This window comes from Fibrella aestuarina BUZ 2, assembly GCF_000331105.1.
Lineage (GTDB): Bacteria > Bacteroidota > Bacteroidia > Cytophagales > Spirosomataceae > Fibrella > Fibrella aestuarina.
In genome coordinates, this window is record NC_020054.1 from 4,216,241 (window position 1) to 4,232,762 (window position 16,522).

At 57.1% G+C, this 16,522-nt stretch carries 16 protein-coding genes; 2 read left to right on the forward strand and 14 right to left on the reverse strand.

Going from position 1 to position 16,522, the window contains the following annotated elements; all coding sequences use genetic code 11:
• Positions 1 to 12: 12 nt before the first annotated feature.
• The 9 genes from ispG to FAES_RS17280 form a co-directional block, all read right to left on the reverse strand.
• On the reverse strand, positions 13 to 2,025 hold the full coding sequence (ispG, locus tag FAES_RS17240) for a (E)-4-hydroxy-3-methylbut-2-enyl-diphosphate synthase (protein WP_015332512.1): 2,013 nt from the start codon (positions 2,023 to 2,025) through the stop codon (positions 13 to 15).
• 153 nt (positions 2,026 to 2,178) lie between these two features.
• Positions 2,179 to 2,538 (reverse strand): nuclear transport factor 2 family protein, encoded by a 360-nt coding sequence (locus FAES_RS17245; RefSeq protein WP_015332513.1) that lies wholly within the window; start codon positions 2,536 to 2,538, stop codon positions 2,179 to 2,181.
• Between the two features lie 173 nt (positions 2,539 to 2,711).
• Positions 2,712 to 3,575, reverse strand: a complete 864-nt coding sequence (locus FAES_RS17250) for an alpha/beta fold hydrolase (RefSeq protein WP_015332515.1) — start codon at positions 3,573 to 3,575, stop codon at positions 2,712 to 2,714.
• Between the two features lie 267 nt (positions 3,576 to 3,842).
• Entirely contained in the window at positions 3,843 to 4,106 is a 264-nt protein-coding gene (locus tag FAES_RS17255; RefSeq protein WP_015332516.1) for a hypothetical protein, read from the reverse strand.
• A gap of 274 nt (positions 4,107 to 4,380) precedes the next feature.
• Positions 4,381 to 4,731 (reverse strand): hypothetical protein, encoded by a 351-nt coding sequence (locus tag FAES_RS17260; RefSeq protein ID WP_041258036.1) that lies wholly within the window; start codon positions 4,729 to 4,731, stop codon positions 4,381 to 4,383.
• 421 nt (positions 4,732 to 5,152) lie between these two features.
• The gene (locus FAES_RS17265; protein ID WP_041258038.1) at positions 5,153 to 5,644 is read right to left on the reverse strand and encodes a hypothetical protein; all 492 of its coding nucleotides are present in this window, start codon (positions 5,642 to 5,644) and stop codon (positions 5,153 to 5,155) included.
• A gap of 381 nt (positions 5,645 to 6,025) precedes the next feature.
• Complete coding sequence (locus FAES_RS17270; protein WP_015332517.1) at positions 6,026 to 6,943, reverse strand: helix-turn-helix domain-containing protein; 918 nt, start codon at positions 6,941 to 6,943, stop codon at positions 6,026 to 6,028.
• A 15-nt stretch (positions 6,944 to 6,958) separates the two neighbouring features.
• Positions 6,959 to 7,309, reverse strand: a complete 351-nt coding sequence (locus FAES_RS17275; protein ID WP_015332518.1) for a hypothetical protein — start codon at positions 7,307 to 7,309, stop codon at positions 6,959 to 6,961.
• Positions 7,306 to 8,088 (reverse strand): SDR family oxidoreductase, encoded by a 783-nt coding sequence (locus tag FAES_RS17280; RefSeq protein WP_015332519.1) that lies wholly within the window; start codon positions 8,086 to 8,088, stop codon positions 7,306 to 7,308. The genes FAES_RS17275 and FAES_RS17280 overlap by 4 nt, the downstream gene beginning before the upstream one ends.
• A 260-nt stretch (positions 8,089 to 8,348) precedes the next feature.
• Here FAES_RS17280 and FAES_RS17285 point away from each other — a divergent pair, with 260 nt between their 5' ends.
• Positions 8,349 to 10,121, forward strand: a complete 1,773-nt coding sequence (locus FAES_RS17285; RefSeq protein WP_015332521.1) for an alpha-amylase family protein — start codon at positions 8,349 to 8,351, stop codon at positions 10,119 to 10,121.
• Here the strand turns inward: FAES_RS17285 and FAES_RS17290 are convergent.
• The 4 genes from FAES_RS17290 to FAES_RS17305 form a co-directional block, all read right to left on the reverse strand.
• Positions 10,102 to 10,995: an EamA family transporter gene (locus tag FAES_RS17290; protein WP_015332522.1), complete on the reverse strand. Its 894-nt coding sequence runs from the start codon at positions 10,993 to 10,995 to the stop codon at positions 10,102 to 10,104. The genes FAES_RS17285 and FAES_RS17290 overlap by 20 nt on opposite strands.
• Positions 10,996 to 11,070: 75 nt before the next feature.
• Positions 11,071 to 12,186 carry a mevalonate kinase family protein gene (locus tag FAES_RS17295; protein ID WP_015332523.1) on the reverse strand — a complete coding sequence of 372 codons (1,116 nt, stop codon included), beginning with the start codon at positions 12,184 to 12,186 and terminating at the stop codon, positions 11,071 to 11,073.
• Positions 12,187 to 12,274: 88 nt separating this feature from the next.
• Positions 12,275 to 13,480 (reverse strand): DUF5009 domain-containing protein, encoded by a 1,206-nt coding sequence (locus tag FAES_RS17300; protein WP_015332524.1) that lies wholly within the window; start codon positions 13,478 to 13,480, stop codon positions 12,275 to 12,277.
• A gap of 71 nt (positions 13,481 to 13,551) precedes the next feature.
• Positions 13,552 to 14,469 (reverse strand): histone deacetylase family protein, encoded by a 918-nt coding sequence (locus tag FAES_RS17305; protein ID WP_015332525.1) that lies wholly within the window; start codon positions 14,467 to 14,469, stop codon positions 13,552 to 13,554.
• Between the two features lie 162 nt (positions 14,470 to 14,631).
• Here FAES_RS17305 and FAES_RS17310 point away from each other — a divergent pair, with 162 nt between their 5' ends.
• Positions 14,632 to 15,066, forward strand: coding sequence for a hypothetical protein (locus FAES_RS17310; protein ID WP_015332526.1), 435 nt, complete (start codon positions 14,632 to 14,634; stop codon positions 15,064 to 15,066).
• Positions 15,067 to 15,161: 95 nt separating this feature from the next.
• Here FAES_RS17310 and FAES_RS17315 read toward each other — a convergent pair whose 3' ends face one another.
• On the reverse strand, positions 15,162 to 16,460 hold the full coding sequence (locus FAES_RS17315; protein WP_015332527.1) for a sensor histidine kinase: 1,299 nt from the start codon (positions 16,458 to 16,460) through the stop codon (positions 15,162 to 15,164).
• Positions 16,461 to 16,522: the final 62 nt, after the last annotated feature.

A 16,522-nucleotide genomic window follows, 5' to 3' on the forward strand; every position in this document is an offset into this window, starting at 1 on the left:
GCTAACCGCCGCCTACACCGTAGCCGGTTCAAGCCAGCGGCCATCCTCCCGGATCAGCTCGATCAGTTCGTCGACGGCCCGGGCGGCGGGCACCGATTTCTTCACCACCTGCTGACCCCGATACAGCGCAATCTTGTCGCGGCCAATACCGACGTACCCGTAGTCGGCGTCGGCCATTTCGCCGGGACCATTGACGATGCAGCCCATGATACCGATCTTGACGCCTTTCAGGTGGTCGGTTCGCTGCCGGATCATCGCCGTCGTTTCCTGCAAATCGAACAGGGTACGCCCACATGACGGGCACGAGATGTATTCGGTCTTGGTGATGCGGGTACGGGCGGCCTGCAAAATACCAAACGCCAGTCCGTTCAGCTGCTTCAGTTCGTCGGGGTCGTCGGTGCGGGTGCTGCACAGGAGCGCGCCATCCCCGAAGCCATCGATCAACAGCCCCCCCACGTCTGTGGCGGCGTAGAGCGGCAGGTGCTCAGCTGGTGCGTGGGTGTAGCCGCGCTGAATCACCACGGGGAGGGTCAGCTGGCGGTCGGCCAGGTCGATAAACAGCCGCCGCAGTTCGGGCAGGGCGTGGGTGTTATCCGTATGCACGATGCCCACCACGTTCCGGTCCTGCCGCAGCGCGGCGGCCAGTTCGTCGTTCAGGTCGAGCAGCGAAAAGCGCACGAAGTTGAGCCGGAAGTGCAGCCCCTGCGGCTGATGCCGGGCATGCAGGTACTCGGCGGCCGTCAGCATCGGTAGCGTGTTTGCCGCATCGGCATGGCCGCGCCAGACGGCGTAATCGACGATCTCCTTGAGGCCGTTGGGCAGCATAAACTGCGCCGGTTTACTACCGGTGTACAGGTAGTCGGCACCGAGGTCATTCATGGCCCACTTATCGGGCACGGGCAGGTAAAAGTGCCCTACCGCTTTCAGCACGTCGGTTTCATTCACGAGCGTGTGACTGTAGTCGGCGATGACTCTGGGTACGTTGCTGCCGCCGAAATTGGCCACCTCGCTCGTTTGCCGCCGCGCATACTGGAACGGGTCGTAGGGCAACGGGCCGGTGAGGGCGGGGATGGGGTCGGCGGTCTGGGCGCGATTGGTATAGCGGTCAATGAGCGCTTTAGCCACGGGGGCTTCAAATTCGGGTTCTTCCGTCAGCGATACGCGCACGGTGTCGCCCAGCCCATCTTCGAGCAGCGTACCGATGCCCAGCGCCGATTTGATACGGCCGTCTTCGGCTTCGCCCGCCTCGGTCACGCCCAAATGGAGCGGATAAGGTTTCAGACCCTCTTCGGCTAGCCGTTGCACCAGCAGCCGGTAGGCCTGCACCATCACCTGCGGGTTGCTCGACTTCATCGACAACACGATGTTGTAGTAGTTTTCGGCTTCGCAGATGCGCAGAAATTCGAGCGCCGACTCCACCATCCCGACGGGCGTATCGCCGTAGCGGCTCAGAATCCGGTCAGACAGGGAGCCGTGGTTAGTGCCGATGCGCATGGCGGTGCCGTACTCTTTACAGATGCGCACCAGCGGCAGGAATTTCTCCCGGATGCGCTCCAGTTCAGCCGCGTAGGCCGCGTCGGTGTAGTCGATGTGCTCGAACCGCTTCCGGTCGGCGTAGTTGCCGGGGTTGATGCGGACCTTTTCCACCAGCCGCGCGGCCAGTTCGGCTGCGTTGGGCGTAAAGTGAATGTCGGCAATGAGCGGCGTGTTGTAGCCCCGCGCCCGCAGCTCTTTGCGAATGTTATCGAGGTTCTGCGCTTCCTTCACGCTCGGCGCCGTAATGCGGATGTACTCGCAGCCCGCCTCGATCATCCGGATGCTCTGCGCCACCGACCCCATCGTGTCCATGGTGTCGATGGTGGTCATCGACTGCACCCGGATGGGGTAGTCGGAGCCCATCGGGACGTCACCAATGTTGACCGTGATGGTCTCGCGGCGGATATACTGGGTCAGAGACGGGGCGTAGAGGGCAGGTGAGGCGGGGGGTACGTCGTCGGTGAAAGCGTTAGTCAGAAAATCGAGCATAGAGGTGGCAGTTGGGGCACCACAAAGGTAACACAAACGCGGGCAAGCCTGTTCGCCCGTCGGGACCTTCCAGATGCAAGTACTGCATCAACGCAACCGATTGGCGACCGGCTCGTTGTTTCTACCTGACAAACCCTCCTCAACCTACATCATCTAGTCGTCAGCGTTGGTTTTGATGACGAAGGCCTTTAGCTCGGCCAGCTTACCATCGCGCAAACGCCACACATCGCAGTACGCATACCGGACCGGCTGCCCATCCTTGTCTTTCATGATGATGTCGCCGAGAGCCGTCAGGAAGTCCCCTTCAGCGATCAGGTTGGTGACAGTGAAGTTGGGTGGCTCGCTATTGGTCGTTTCCAGATAGCGGCGCACGGCCTCTTTGCCTGTAAGGGTTATGTCGCCGACATATGTCCACTCGGTGTCGTCGGAGCAGAACGCCAGAAACCCGTCCAGGTCGCCTTTGGCAATGGCCGCGTTCGCCTTTTCCAAGATCGCTTTATTGTTGTCTGTCATAAGATTGAGCGGATACGCCAACAATCAGTTGGGCCGTTTCGAGGTAATAGCCGATGTTTCTTCTTGTTTGCCTGACCAACCGAAGCTGAGCCGATCGAACGAATACCACACCCGAACCCACCTTTCTTTCGAGAAAATAAATACCAACGCCTTTTGGCCCCACAAATCTGATTTTACGGGCTCACAGCGTTGCCTTTTTTGTCAGTCAAAAAGTCGATGGCCAGTTGGCAAAGCCGCTCACTTTTCTGTTCCGGCATATCATGCCCCGTGTTTGGGTAAATACACAATTGGCCTTGCTTGAGCGAGCGAAAGAGCGCCAGGCTATGCTCTAACCGAATCATATCCCGATCACCCCGAACAAGCAAGACCGGCACCCTAATACTGGCCAACTGCCGGTCTGATAGTTTGATTTCTCTCGCCCACATTTTCTGGTTATCCTCCCAGAATTTGACCCACTTGTCGGGTTGTGGATTCAGCCGCTGATAGTGGTCGAGCCAGTCCTTGTCTTCCTTCACCGCATCTACGGTATAGGCGTCTAACAGATCCCGCCCCTCCTGCGTTAGCCCGCTGGCTTTCGAGTTGGACGCTCCGCTGACCACTTTTTTCACTTTGTCGGGCCGGTTGGCGGCGAGCAACAGGGCCGTGTTGCCGCCCATGCTCCACCCCATCACGTAGACACTGTCCAGCTGAAGCTTGTCAAGTAAAGCGGAGCTGTAGTCGGCCAACAGGTCGCCACTCAGACTATCGGCCTGCTCGGAGCGGCCATGTCCGGGCGCATCGGGGGCGATGACTCTGAAGTGTTTGGCCAGTTGGGGAATGAGGTCACCCACGTTTTCAATTGAGCCGAGGCCCTGGTGCAGCAGCAGTAACGGCGTTCCGCTGCCGTATTCCTCATAGTACAGCTTCGTACCGTGGATGGTCAGGTACGTTCCGTTATTGGAGCCGTATTGGATCGCTTTTGGCGCCTCGTTCGTATGCGTACACGCCGCCAACGACAGACTGAGTAACAGGCAGCCGATTCGCAGTTTCTTCCCCATTTGTTCGCCCAATGTTCATGGCTACCCCCAAACGGAGCGGCCTGTTTGGGGTAACGATTACCGCCTGCAGCGAATGGTTGCAACGATCAGCGTTTTAGTCGTTCAGCGCCAAAGGGTGTAGCTGTAGTCCGTTCAACTCACTGAAACGAACGTACTGGCCCTTCATACGCTCATCCTGTTAGGCTGTTGCTTGCCAGCGGGACGTGCGTTCGGCTACTGAGAGGCCGACTATGCGAAGCATTTTGGTTAGTCTTATGGCGTTACGCCTCAAATCACGTTTTGCCTGGAGTTGAGTTCTTTCTTCAATGTTTTTAAACTGTTCCAGTTCAGCAATAGTATGGGCATCAATGCAAAAGGAATCACACCCAGACCTATGCTGGTTGCATCAAGCCCTTTTTTGATTGCCAAAAGCACGACCATAACCAGCAACATCAAAAGCGCCCCAGCCAACATACCCGTTGCGAGTTCCGTTGTTTTTTTTTGTTTGAGCAATGCCTCATTGCTCATCTCTTCAATTTTTTGGCTTTTCATGTGATCAGGTTAGCGTTAGGAAACAGTTAGGCTATATCGCCGAGAAACCGGACCGGGGGCCTACCCTATCCCAAGCAAGGTGTTTGTGTTGTCGGGTTTTGGCCGACAACGGAGGGCTAAACGCTGCATTCCAGCCCGTGCGACCTGTGGCCGAGACAACGGCAGGCACACGCTTTACTTGTTTGGTAGGGCCCCCAAGTGTTGCTGATAGGCAAGTCACTACAGACTTAGTTGGCCGCCCGAGATTCCCTATTTAAGTGAATACCCAATGATCTTATTTATACTTGATGGCCTTTATAGTTGCTTTCGCTTCGCCATATGAAGCAAGATTTACCCCTCGCCGGTCAGAGGACATTACGATAATGGCATCGGCTCCTGCCTGACAGGCTTTTGGCTTCGCTAAATCAATGGCTGCCGAAATAGTTTTTTTGTCGAACAATGTCGAACCCGTTTTACTATCGATAAGAGCAACGGTTTCATACTCGCGCTTCACATCTTTTTCGTCAGCGTACACATCAATAGCGCAATTACTGGCCTTGGCGGGTTGCTGTTTCAGCACCTGAACACCTACAGAAGCACAGGCTGCCAAGTTTAAAATCAACGCTGAGAAGACAATCTTTTTCATCGAATCAATGACGTTTTGAATAGAAAAGTTAATATAGGACAAACCTGTGCAGAGAACCACGTCAACTATTGCGAACTGACGTTTATTGTAAGCGCAGTCCAGCTATTGTTTACTGAGTCATTTGTGTGGCTACCCAACGCCACAAAGGCTGATGGTGAACGAAAGATAAGCCAAAACGAAGGTACGTGACAACCTCTACGCCCTTTTCCACGTTGAGTTCCGGTTTGGCTAGCCGGATAGTGTCCTGTCCGAGGTAAGTGGACCCCGCAGCACTAACCAACAACGCACAATTTAAAGTAAACCGCGATAGGTCGAACTATGTCCGCTGAAGCCGCCGAGCGGTATATCATAGGCATAGGTACGTTCCTCTGTCGACCATAAATTGACGAACTTAGTGTTAACCCATTCTAGGGCTAAGCAATCAAAAGAATTTTACAAAATCTTGATTGCTTTCGACAAGGTTTTGTAAAGCTGGTGCAAACTTCCGATCATAGCCTACATACAGCGAGTCACCATCATAGACTGAGATTCCAGCCCATTTCATTGAGAGGCTGATAAAATACCAATCGATATACCGATACAGACCATGATCAACATCATCAATAAATTCTCTTATTTTATTAATATCAATGTCAACTGGAATCTTGTAATAAGGTGTCATTTTAGAAGGGCAAGCATAGGTAGCTAAGAAATAATCCTCCTTATTTAATTCCATTAAATTCTGAAAAATAGCAAAACTATGTCTTTCAATAAAAAAATCATTTGCTATTTCAACAGACATCCAGTCCTTATTAACAAAATAATTGGGTTCTGATTTATAAAAAGGGTCATTGATTAAATTAAGAACCATAGCATTAGAATCTATGAATCTTTGTAAATCAATCTTTTCAAGATCTTCTCCTTGACAAAGCATTTCCTTGCAGTAAAAGTATAAATATCTAAAACGTATTCTGTAGAGACGAGCGATCTGTCAGACGAGGCCGCCCACGCCACTCACCTGAATGGGACACCCAATGTAGTCTCGGACGCAACACAACGAAGCTATTTCTTATTGATAATCAACCAATTATAGCTCTATAATCACGTTCTCTTGTGTTGATTCGGTGCAATGCGTTTCCAAATACGGAAACAGGTAACTTTTGTCCAATAGCCGTTGCGGATTTTCTTGATGATAACCCTGATCGGTGTCCCGGTCGCGCGCCGGACGTTACGGATGTAGCGTCGATCCTACCTCAGGTACGTTCAACGCCAAGGTATTCGCCATTGCGAGACATGTCCGTAAAGCGATAGTCGTTTAGTTGAACGAAGCCCGGAACGCCAGGGGGCTTTGATTGGTCTTGGCTTTGAACAGCTTATTGAATGACTGTGGGTGCTCGAAGCCTAATTCATAGGCAATTTCGCCCACCGACAACTCCGTCGTTGACAGTCGTTCTTTCGCTTTGTCGATCAGCTTCTGATGAATAAGCTGCTGCGTGGTTTGCCCCGTGAGCTGCTTCAACAAACTGCTCAGGTACTTGGTCGACACCGTCAGCGCCTCAGCAAGCTGTTGAACCGTAGGCAGGCCTTTGGTACTCAATTCATCCCCGTTGATGTACTCAGTCAGCAGGTCGTCCAGCCGTTCGAGCAACTTACTGCTGCTCACTTTCCGGGTAATGAACTGCCGTTCATAGAATCGTTGGGCATAGGTGAACAGCACCTCCAGATGGGCAATGAGGACGTCCTGACTGAACTTGTCCATATTGGCCTGATACTCGTGCCGGATGGTGTCGATGATGCCGTTGATAATCGCCTCTTCTTTGTCGGACAGAAACAGGGCTTCGTGGGTGGAATAGCCAAAATAGTCGTACTGCTTTATCTTCCTGGACAGCGACGTATTCCATAAGAAGTCGGGGTGAATGAACAGCATCCAGCCTTCGAGCTGAGGCGGCACCCCGTTCTCGTCACCCCGAAGCAGTTGTCCGGGCGCCATAAACGCCATCAACCCTTCATCGAAATCATAATGCTGCTGCCCATACAGTAGTTTATCGCATCCTCGTTTCAACGAAACCACATACAGGTCTAACAGAACGGTATTAAGAGCCGGATCTGTTGCTAGCCCTCTGAGATCTTTCAGGTTGATGATGCCGATGAGGGGATGGTGGGGACTGGGCAGTCCCATCAGCCGATGAATCTGCGTAATGGAGTCGATTCGGTATGGTTTCGGCGCGGCCATGATCCAAAAGCGGGTTTAGCATGTAAACGGATAGGTCAACCTAATCAGGATCAGCGGCATGGCCAGAAACGGAATTTCGAGTAACGCCAGGCTCACGTTGCCCGCCCGTAACGCTAAGGCCATGATCAGCACAATGGTGATCGCGTTCAGCACATTACTGATGAAGAAGGTTTGCGGGAAAAGCAGCATCAGCCCGATCACGATGGAAAATACCCCAAAATACGGCATGATGGCTTTGCTGATACCCAGATCTGCCAGCAAGCTGGTTTGTTCGGCGCTGGCAGGCTGGAAGGCGTCCCAGCCGTGTTTGAGGCTCAGGAACGCCGAAATGGCTAACAACCCTACGGAGAATAGCGTCTTGATCATGGCTTGGTGATCTGTTTGAATTTTTTAAACTCGCGGTGTCCCAGGTTCCGCTCAATGAAAGCGGGCGCAATCCGGCTGGCGAACTTAATCACGTTTACCAAGCCTGGCTTAATCTCCCACGTATCGTTGAGCAGTCCTTTAATGGCAGCGCTGACCAGTTTATCGACGTCCATCATCTGGCCAGGATCGGGCTGTACCGCCCAGGTAGTCTGAAGGTTGGTATTCACCCCCGGCGGAATCAGTTCAAAGACGTTGACGTTCGTATCCTCAAGTTGCAACCGCAACGCTTTTGTGTAGGCGTGCACCCCTGCTTTTGCCGCACTGTAAATAGGCGCAGACGAATACGCCATGAAGGCAATGGCCGATGACACATTGACGATGGCCGCGGCTTTTTGCGTTAGCAGGTGCGGCAAAAATTGATGCACCATCTGGATGGTTCCAGACAGGTTGGTGTTGATCTCCCGAATGATATCAGCCAAATCGTGGCGCGTATCCTGCAAATCGATCAGCCGCATCAGCCCGGCGTTGTTGATGATCATGTTCAGGGCGGGAAACTGTTGGGTGACCGCTTGGTAAAGCCGTTCGATGTCGTTCGGGTTGCTCACGTCGCTTTGCACGATGTGGACCTGGGGAAACCGGCTTTTTGTTGCGTGTAAGGCCTCCAGGTTACGGCCTGTGACAATAAGGGTTGCCCCCTGCTGCGTAAGCTGGCTGACCAGCTCTAACCCGATGCCGCTGGTTCCGCCTGTAATCAGAATGGTGCTGTTGGCTATGTTCATTGCTTCCGTTTTTTGTTGGGACAAAAGTCAGAAGCCGTCAGCAACCGGATGTAGCCAAAAGTCGCGGTGTTGTAGTAGAAAGGGAATAGGACGACCCAACAGCCTGAGCCAGCCGATGAAAGGGCCGCTTTTTTGCGTGTATACCTAAGCGAGCAGGCGCCTGGATACCCGGTTTCGGCCCGACCGATGGGCGTCAATCAGGTAAGGTAACCTTTTCCAGATCGGTCAGTTGTAGGGGAACGAACCCACTGTCTGTGTCCATGCGTCGTGTGTTACTGACCCTGCTGCTTCCTCTTCTTCTACCAACCTACAAAGCGACGGGGCAACCGCGGCCGACCGACTTTATCCAGGAATTATGGTATAAAAAAGGCGTCGTTTATAACCTCGATGTCAAGGTATTCCAGGATTCGGACGGTGATGGCGTGGGCGATTTCAACGGCCTGACCCGACGGCTGGATTACCTCAGCGACCTGGGCGTAACCGTTCTCTGGCTCGCGCCTTTCCAGCCCAGCCCCAACCAGGACGACGGCTATGACATCAGTGATTTCTACGGCATCGATGCCCGCCTGGGCACGCAGGCGGACCTCAGGAATTTCATTCAACAAGCCAAAAAGCGGGGCATTCGCGTCGTGATGGACCTAGTGGTCAATCACACCTCCAGCCAGCACCCCTGGTTTCAGCAGGCCCGGCGCAACAAAGAGTCGCCTTACCGTTCCTGGTATGTCTGGTCGCAACAACGGCCCCGCGACTGGAACAAGGGCATGATTTTCCCCGGCGTTCAGCACGAAACGTGGAGCTACGACTCGCTGGCGGGGGCCTACTTTTATCACCGTTTCTACCGCTTTCAGCCCGACCTCAACGCCCAGAATCCGGCCGTGCAAGCCGAGTTGCGCAACGTCGTTCGGCATTGGCTCGCGCTGGGTATCGACGGGTTCCGGCTCGATGCGGTGCCTTTTTTCATTGAAGTACCCGGCACGTCCGTCAATAACCCGGACCTTCAGTTCGATTTGCTGATGTGGCTGCGGCAGTTCATCCAGTGGCAGAAAGGCGATGCGCTGCTGCTGGGCGAGACCAATGTGGCCCCGAAGGAAAACAAGCAGTATTTCGGGCAGTACGGCGAAGGCATGCAGATGATGTTCAACTTCTACGTCAACCAGTTTCTGTTCTACGCCCTGGCAACGGGCGACGTCGGAACACTGGAAAAAGCACTGGAAGCTACCAGGGACGTACCCACGACGGCCCAATGGGCCTTCTTTCTGCGTAACCACGACGAGATCGACCTCGGCCGACTCAGCAAACGCCAACGCGAGGCGGTGTATGCCCGTATGGGGCCGGACAAAAACATGCAGCTTTATGAGCGGGGTATCCGCCGACGGCTGGCCCCGATGCTGGCCAACCCCGCTCAACTGCGGATGGCGTATAGCCTGCTGTTCGCCCTGCCGGGCACGCCGGTGTTGCGCTACGGCGAAGAAATCGGCATGGGTGATGACCTCCGGTTGAAAGAACGGCTCGCCATCCGCACGCCTATGCAGTGGCTGGCCGGACCGAACGGCGGGTTTACGACCGCCCGCCAACCGATACGTCCGCCGATTCAGCAAGGCCCCTATAGGTACGCCAATGTGAATGTAACCGCCCAGCGGCAGGATTCGGCGTCGTTACTGACGCACATCCGACGGCTGATTCGACTGCGGAAGCAGTACCCCGAAATCGGTCAGGGCGTTTGGCAGCTGCGAAAAAGCCATTCGCCACACGTGCTGATCCTGGCCAGCGAAGGTCCCAACCGGACGGTGGTGACGGTTCATAATTTCAGCCCGCATCCACAAACCATCCGGGGGCTTTTTGAAGGGGCAAGGGGAGCCCGGGGCATCGGGATAAACGGAAAAACAGGGCCATCGCCGATCGACAAAACGGGGGATATCCAGCTACCGGGCTACGGCTACGGCTGGTTTACCATCGAACCAAAAACCAACCCAGTGCCGCCAGACGGGAAGTCTACCTCGGGCAGAGCAACCCCTACCGGACGAGGACGATGAGGGCGGCGCCGATGGCCATGATCGTGGCGCCGAGTAGTTTGGGGAGCAACTGGCGCTCGCCGAAAAACTGGTAGCCAAACAGCACGCTCACCACCGCCGAGGTCTGGAAAAGAGCCAGCGCGTAGCCTACCTGCATGCCGCTGAAGACCACGGTGGTCGATAGCTGCATCAGGCCCACCAGCGCAATCAGGGCCAGGTAACTCAGGCGGTGTTTGGCTACCAGCTGCCATTGGCCCACCAGCGTCGAGCGGTGCAGGCTGCCGTACCAACCCCACGACAACACGCAGCCGAGCGCGCACCAGACCACAAACACGGTGGTGGCATCGGCCAGCAGCACGGCCCTTTTGATGTACACCGCCTCGACGGCCGAGCAGATCAGCGCCAGCACGCGCCACCGGATTTCGGGTTGCCCCATCAGCCGCCAGCCGCCACCGCCCGCCCCGCGTTTGGGTTGCAGCACAACGTAGCTCCCCGCCACGATCAGCCCAACGCCCAACAGGCCAGCTACGCTCGGCACTTCGCCCAGCAGCACGACGCCCACCACCAGGCTGACCACGGCCTTGTAGGCGTTGATCGGCCCCAGCACCGACAAATCGCCCGTCTGCAAGGCTTTGACCAGCAGGGTGTTGCCCAGCACGGCCAGCACCCCCATGAGCAGCGCGTTGGCCCAGAAGTCGAGGCGCAGGTGCCGGGCGGTCTCCCAGCGATAAACGAACAGGCAGGCGATGAACAAGCCGGTGTAGGTCACCGCCGTCACGAACAACGGGTCGGCCGACTGGTGGGTGAGTTTCTTCTGAAACACGTTAGCCAGCGGATTGGCCAGAATCCGAACCAGCAGGGCCAGCGAGGTGATCGTACCAACGAAGAGCAGCATGAGCCAGGCAGATGGGATAAGGCAAACAGCAGCGTATAAATGAGTTTGCCCCGCAAGGCGGGGGCGGTGGGCGGGTCAGTCGGTGGTCAGGGTCGTGCCTTCGGCTACGCGCACCACGTAAGCCTTCCCCCCCACCCGGTCAATGGCGTCGGCAACGGCGTCGGCCCCGGTGGGTGCGTACACGAACATGGAGCCGCCCCCACCCGAGCCGTTGATTTTACCGCCCAGCGCCCCCGCCGACAGCGCTGCCTCGAGCATCCGATCAATTTTGGGCGTCGAAATGCGCTGGGCATCGCGCAGGTTGGCCTGGTGCTCGGTCAGCAACGTACCCAGCCGCCCATCAAACGCCCGTACGTTGGCGGAAGGCGTCTGGAGCAGCGTGCGGGCCTCCCGCAGCAGATCGCGGTTGGCAAGGGTGCCTTTCAGGAGGATGTATTCGTCTTTCGAAAGCTGGTCTTTGAACTCAGGTACGTCGGTCAGCGCGGCCGTGTGCAACGAGAAGTCGGGGCGGCTCTGCCGGATGCGTTGCACCACGTCGAGCATCCCGAGTTTGACCCGCCGCAGAATGCCGATGGTGTCTTTTGGCTCCCTCGAATCGCCCAGCACGAAGGTGCCAAGTTGGGGCGTCAGGGTTTCCAGGGTGATGGCGGACGTGCCGTCGGGTCGTTGCGATTCGAGGTAGATCACGTTGCCCACGGCGGTGGCGAAGTGGTCCATCATGCCGCCCGGTTCGCCAAATTCGAGTACTTCGGCGCGGTACGCCAGTTCGGCCAGGGTCATAGGCGGCAGGTGGCGGGGTACATCGGCAAGTTGACTCAGCACATTCAGCCAGCTAACAATCAGCGCCGACGAGCTCGACGCCCCGGCGTTGATCGGGATGGTACCGCGTACGGTAGCCTCGACCCCCCGGCTGAAGGTGAAGCCCTCCTGCAACAACACGTTCACGGACGACCGCAGGTAATCCCGGTCGTGGGGATACGGCAGGCGCCCCCCATCGAAGGAAATATTGACCTGTTGATCGATATCGGGCAGGCGGATACGAAAGCGGCGATCAATGGGGTCGGGGCGGGCCGTGAGGGCAACGCGGCGATCGATGGCGGCGGCAATGACCGGCAAACCCAGGTAGTCGAGATGTTCGCCAAACAGACAGATACGGCCGGGTGTTGAGGCAGTGAGGTTAGTTGTTAACACGCAGAAACAAGCGGGAAGGGTTAGGTAAGTGTTGGCGATTAGGCCAAAAGGGTCACTATTACAGAATTGAGCCGTTCGTCGGGCGGCGTCACAGCTTCAGCCGGATACCCAGCCGGTTCAGGCCACCGGTCACGCCCACGCAGAGCAACGCAAACAGCAGCGATTTGATCAGCCCAACACCGCCCGTCAGCAGCACGGCAGGCAGATGAAGATCAAAGAAATCAACGAGGGCGTAGGCGAAATAAGGGATCAGGTAGCACAGCAGCGTGTCGGTCCCGGCGGGTTTGATCGCCCGGAACCAATGGCCTTTGCCAGCAACGTCGACCAGCCAGTGCAGGGCCGTAAAGGCGAGCAACGTAAAGGCACTGCACAAAAACAGCCAGGCGGGGGTAGCGCCCAGTTTGGCCAGCCCCCAGATGGGTCGGGTGTAGATCGACAGCCCGATCAGCCCGGCCGCCGCCAGCAGAAACCCGAGGGTCATGGCCCGCCCGTAGCCCCGTTCGACGCACCACCGGAATACGGTAGCCGTGAGCGCACCGCCCAACGTCAGCCCGGCGAGGGTGCCTCCCCGGATGGCGTCGGGTATCCACTGCACCAGCGGCGGGAACGTGTAGGTTTTAGCCGCCATGCTCAGCACACAGAAGCCCACCCAGATCAGGGCCAGCACGGCGATGCGCTCACGAGCCAGCAGCGTGGCCAATGCCCCCACCAGATACGACCAGCCGATCAGGCCCAGAATACCCCACCAGTGGGTCTCGAATCGTTCGGCCGACTCGCCTCGGTATGCAAATGCGAGCGCCAGCAACACTACCCAGCCAAGGAGCTGACCAACGCGGCGGCGCGTTGGCGATAGCGCCTTGGGGTACGTGTTCCAGATGAGGATGAAGGCGGTACAAGCCAGCACATTCCAGCCGAGGCGGGCAATACCCGTGGCCGCTTCGTTCAGGTATTCGCCGTTGACCAGCCACAGCCCCATCACCAGCAGGGCCGCCGCGCGGGTCAGGACATGCCCGGCGATCTGCGCGTCGGTTTCGTGTCGGGTGCGTCGGTGCTGAATGGCAAAGGGGATCGACAGCCCCACGATAAACAGAAAGGCCGGGAACACCACATCGGCGAGGCCAATGCCATCGGCCCCTTCAGGTACGTGCTCCAGCCAGCCGGGAATGGCCGTCAGCGACCACAGGTCATTGACAAAGATCATCAGCACCATGGTCAGCGCCCGCAGCACGTCGATGGAGTCGACGCGGGTGAGCACCCGGAATGGGCTGGATGTAGCGGAAGCGGTCGATACCATAGCGGGCCTGTTTTCGCCCCAAGATAAGGCTGATCGACCCGCTTTTGACGACCCGAGCGCGCCAAACCAGCCTAGAAATACAAATTGGCGGCGGTGCGAAAGGTGTTGCAGTGCGCATCGACAATGTCGGCCACGCGGGGCGAGTAGCCGCCGCCCATCGACACCACAATGGGCAGGCCCGCCCGCCGGGCTTCTTCGAACACAAACTGATCGCGCTGCTGCACGCCGGTCATCGACACGCCCAGTCTACCCAGCCGGTCGGTTTCCAGAATATCGACGCCCGCCACGTAGAACAGAAAGTCGGGCTGTTGGTCGGTCAGGAGGCGGGGCAACGTGTCGTAGAGCAAGTTCAGGTACGTATCGTCGCGGGTGCCGGTGGCCAGTTCCACGTCGAGGTCCGACTGCTCTTTCTTGAGCGGGTAATTGTCTTTGCCATGCATGCTGAAGGTGAACACGCGCGGCTCGCCTTGAAACATGACCGCCGTACCATTGCCCTGATGCACGTCGAGGTCGATGACCAGAATCTGGCGGGCCTGCCCCGTTTCGAGCAGGTAATGGGCCGCCACGCCCACGTCGTTGAGCAGACAGAAGCCTTCGCCATGATCGGGGTAAGCGTGGTGCGTACCACCCGCCACGTTCATGGCGACGCCATCGCGGCGGGCATGGTGCGTGGCATCAAGGGTGCCCTGCGTGATCACCCATTCGCGCTCGATCAGCCGGGGCGACATCGGGAAGCCAATCCGCCGCACCATGCGGGCGTCGACGGTCTGCGTTTTGAGGGCGTCGACGTACCCAGCCGTATGCACGCCCAGCACCCACCGATCATCGACGGGACTGGGCGCGAAAAAGTTGGCCTCGGTGCAGGTGCCGTCGTACAGCAGCTGTTCATGAATGAGTTCGTATTTGATCATCGGGAACCGGTGAGGTTCGCCGTTGGGGCCGGTGGGCAATTCGTGCTTGTAGAGCGGAGCGTAGGCAATTCTGAGCATGTCAACAAATGATGGGCCGTTGGATAAAAATTGACGTCCGCTAAGGAAATGAGTCTCAACGTATAGCGACCTGCGTTCGTAATTTGGGCCTCTTCGCGGTCCCGAAATACAAAACCCAAAAGCAGGAAGGGCAGTTTACTCCGTACCAATTTCATCAACCCTATGAACATCGAACTATCTACCTCCGCCGAGCCGGTGCCCTTCGAACTTCTCGACGTACTGGTTCAGAATCGCCGCGATCAAGACGCGAACCGCTCGCTGTTGTCGCTGCATTTTGTGGGCAAACGGGGCCTTCAGACCGATCGCCTCAAGATGCCCCTGCTGACCTGGTACGATGCCAATCGGTTGCACCAATTTACCCATCAGTTAGCCAACGCCGACCCCACGGCCCGCCCGAACGATGCCCATATCGACCTGCCCGATGCGGGGTTGCGACTGGTGGCCAGCACTAAAGGTCGCCCGTCGATCCGGATGGAAGCCATGCCCACCGCCAAACGTCGGTTTGCGCCGGTTGTCATCAACGGCAGCGCCGCCGGGCTGCGCGACTACGCCAAAGTACTCTACACCCGCCTGTGGGAAGCCTTTTGCCGGGGGTGATTTGAATGTATAATGGATAGTGTACAATGTATAATGGGTTGCTGACGCGAAATCACCCGTGCGTCAGCAACCCATTATACATTGTACACTATCCATTATACATTCAGTATCCGAAACACGGTCTCGCCGGTGGGTTCGGTCAGTAGCGAGAAGGCGAAGCCGTGGTTGAGCAGGATTTCGCGGGTGAGCGTAAGGCCGATACCCTGCCCGTCGCGTTTGGTGCTGTAAAAGGGGTTGAACAACTGCCCGGCCACCTCGTCGGGGATGGGGTCGCCGTTGTTGCGAATCAGCAACTGCTGCGCCGACAGCTCCAGCGATACGGTGTTGCCCGCCCGGCAACTTTCCAGCGCGTTTTTTACCACGTTGATGAGCACCTGCTCCAGTTGCGATTCGTCCATCAGCCACCATACCGGTTCGTCGGGCGTCGTCACCTGCAACGTCACGGCCCGGCCCTCGGCCTGCGGTGCCATCAGCCGGGCGATGTTCTGCACCAGCGCGGCCATGTCGGCCCGAACGCGGTGAGGCACCGGCAGGCGCACCACATCGGCAAACCGCCGCATGAAGCCATTCAGTCGCTCGTTGCGCTCGATCGCCACCCGCATCGCCCGTTGCAGGTCGGCCTCCCCCACCGTCGGCTCCACGATACTCAGGATGGTGTTGACCGCGCCGATGGAGTTGTTGACTTCGTGGGCCATCATGCGGATGACCTTGCCGTAGGCCTTCTTCTCGGTGTCGATGATTTCGGCGGTCAGCTCTTCGATAAACAGAAACTGCCGCCCAAAACCCCGGTCGATAAACTGCCCGCGCAAGACCCGGTACGTCTCCACGCCCGTCAGCCTGACGATCTGCGGTTGATCGAGCGGCAGGGTATCCAGTTGGTTCAGCAGCGGGTGGTCGATGGCCGACAGCGGCTTACCGAGCAGATCGGCCTCGGGGCATTTCAGGAGCTGCCGGGCTTTGGGGTTGATGCCCGCCACGCGCGCGTCGAAGTCGAAAATCAGCAGGGCGATGGGCGACGCGTCGATGAGTTTATCCAGAAAAAACTGCTGCTCGGCCTGCCGGGTACGTTCCTGCCGCAACTGATCGATCATCAGGTTGTAGACCCGAATCAGTTCGTCGACTTCGCTATTCCCCGTGGGCACGAACTTGATGGTGAAGTCTTTATCACGGATAGCCTCGATCCCCGACGCAATAAAGGCCGACGGCCGCCGAAACGCCCGGTATATGGAGAAGGCGGTGTAGAGCGACAGGATAATCAGCACTTCAACGGCAATCAGCAGCACCTCTTTCGACGCGAACAGGGGCTTTTCCTGCCGCAGTTCCGTGAACAGCAGCCAGCCCAGCAGGGCATGGAGCAGCAGAATATAGACGAGGTAACGGGTTTGAAAACGCATAACGAAAAGGAGACGGGTATTTCGGTATCTTGTCGATGTCTTGCGGAATGTCCGCTCTCACA

Coding starts and splice junctions, on each gene's coding strand:
- FAES_RS17315 (WP_015332527.1), bottom strand. CDS start 16,460: ATGCGTTTTCAAACCCGTTACCTCGTCTATATTCTGCTGCTCCATGCC.
- FAES_RS17260 (WP_041258036.1), bottom strand. CDS start 4,731: ATGAAAAAGATTGTCTTCTCAGCGTTGATTTTAAACTTGGCAGCCTGT.
- FAES_RS17310 (WP_015332526.1), top strand. CDS start 14,632: ATGAACATCGAACTATCTACCTCCGCCGAGCCGGTGCCCTTCGAACTT.
- FAES_RS17275 (WP_015332518.1), bottom strand. CDS start 7,309: ATGATCAAGACGCTATTCTCCGTAGGGTTGTTAGCCATTTCGGCGTTC.
- ispG (WP_015332512.1), bottom strand. CDS start 2,025: ATGCTCGATTTTCTGACTAACGCTTTCACCGACGACGTACCCCCCGCC.
- FAES_RS17245 (WP_015332513.1), bottom strand. CDS start 2,538: ATGACAGACAACAATAAAGCGATCTTGGAAAAGGCGAACGCGGCCATT.
- FAES_RS17270 (WP_015332517.1), bottom strand. CDS start 6,943: ATGGCCGCGCCGAAACCATACCGAATCGACTCCATTACGCAGATTCAT.
- FAES_RS17250 (WP_015332515.1), bottom strand. CDS start 3,575: ATGGGGAAGAAACTGCGAATCGGCTGCCTGTTACTCAGTCTGTCGTTG.
- FAES_RS17265 (WP_041258038.1), bottom strand. CDS start 5,644: ATGCTTTGTCAAGGAGAAGATCTTGAAAAGATTGATTTACAAAGATTC.
- FAES_RS17290 (WP_015332522.1), bottom strand. CDS start 10,995: ATGCTGCTCTTCGTTGGTACGATCACCTCGCTGGCCCTGCTGGTTCGG.
- FAES_RS17305 (WP_015332525.1), bottom strand. CDS start 14,469: ATGCTCAGAATTGCCTACGCTCCGCTCTACAAGCACGAATTGCCCACC.
- FAES_RS17280 (WP_015332519.1), bottom strand. CDS start 8,088: ATGAACATAGCCAACAGCACCATTCTGATTACAGGCGGAACCAGCGGC.
- FAES_RS17300 (WP_015332524.1), bottom strand. CDS start 13,480: ATGGTATCGACCGCTTCCGCTACATCCAGCCCATTCCGGGTGCTCACC.
- FAES_RS17285 (WP_015332521.1), top strand. CDS start 8,349: ATGCGTCGTGTGTTACTGACCCTGCTGCTTCCTCTTCTTCTACCAACC.
- FAES_RS17255 (WP_015332516.1), bottom strand. CDS start 4,106: ATGAAAAGCCAAAAAATTGAAGAGATGAGCAATGAGGCATTGCTCAAA.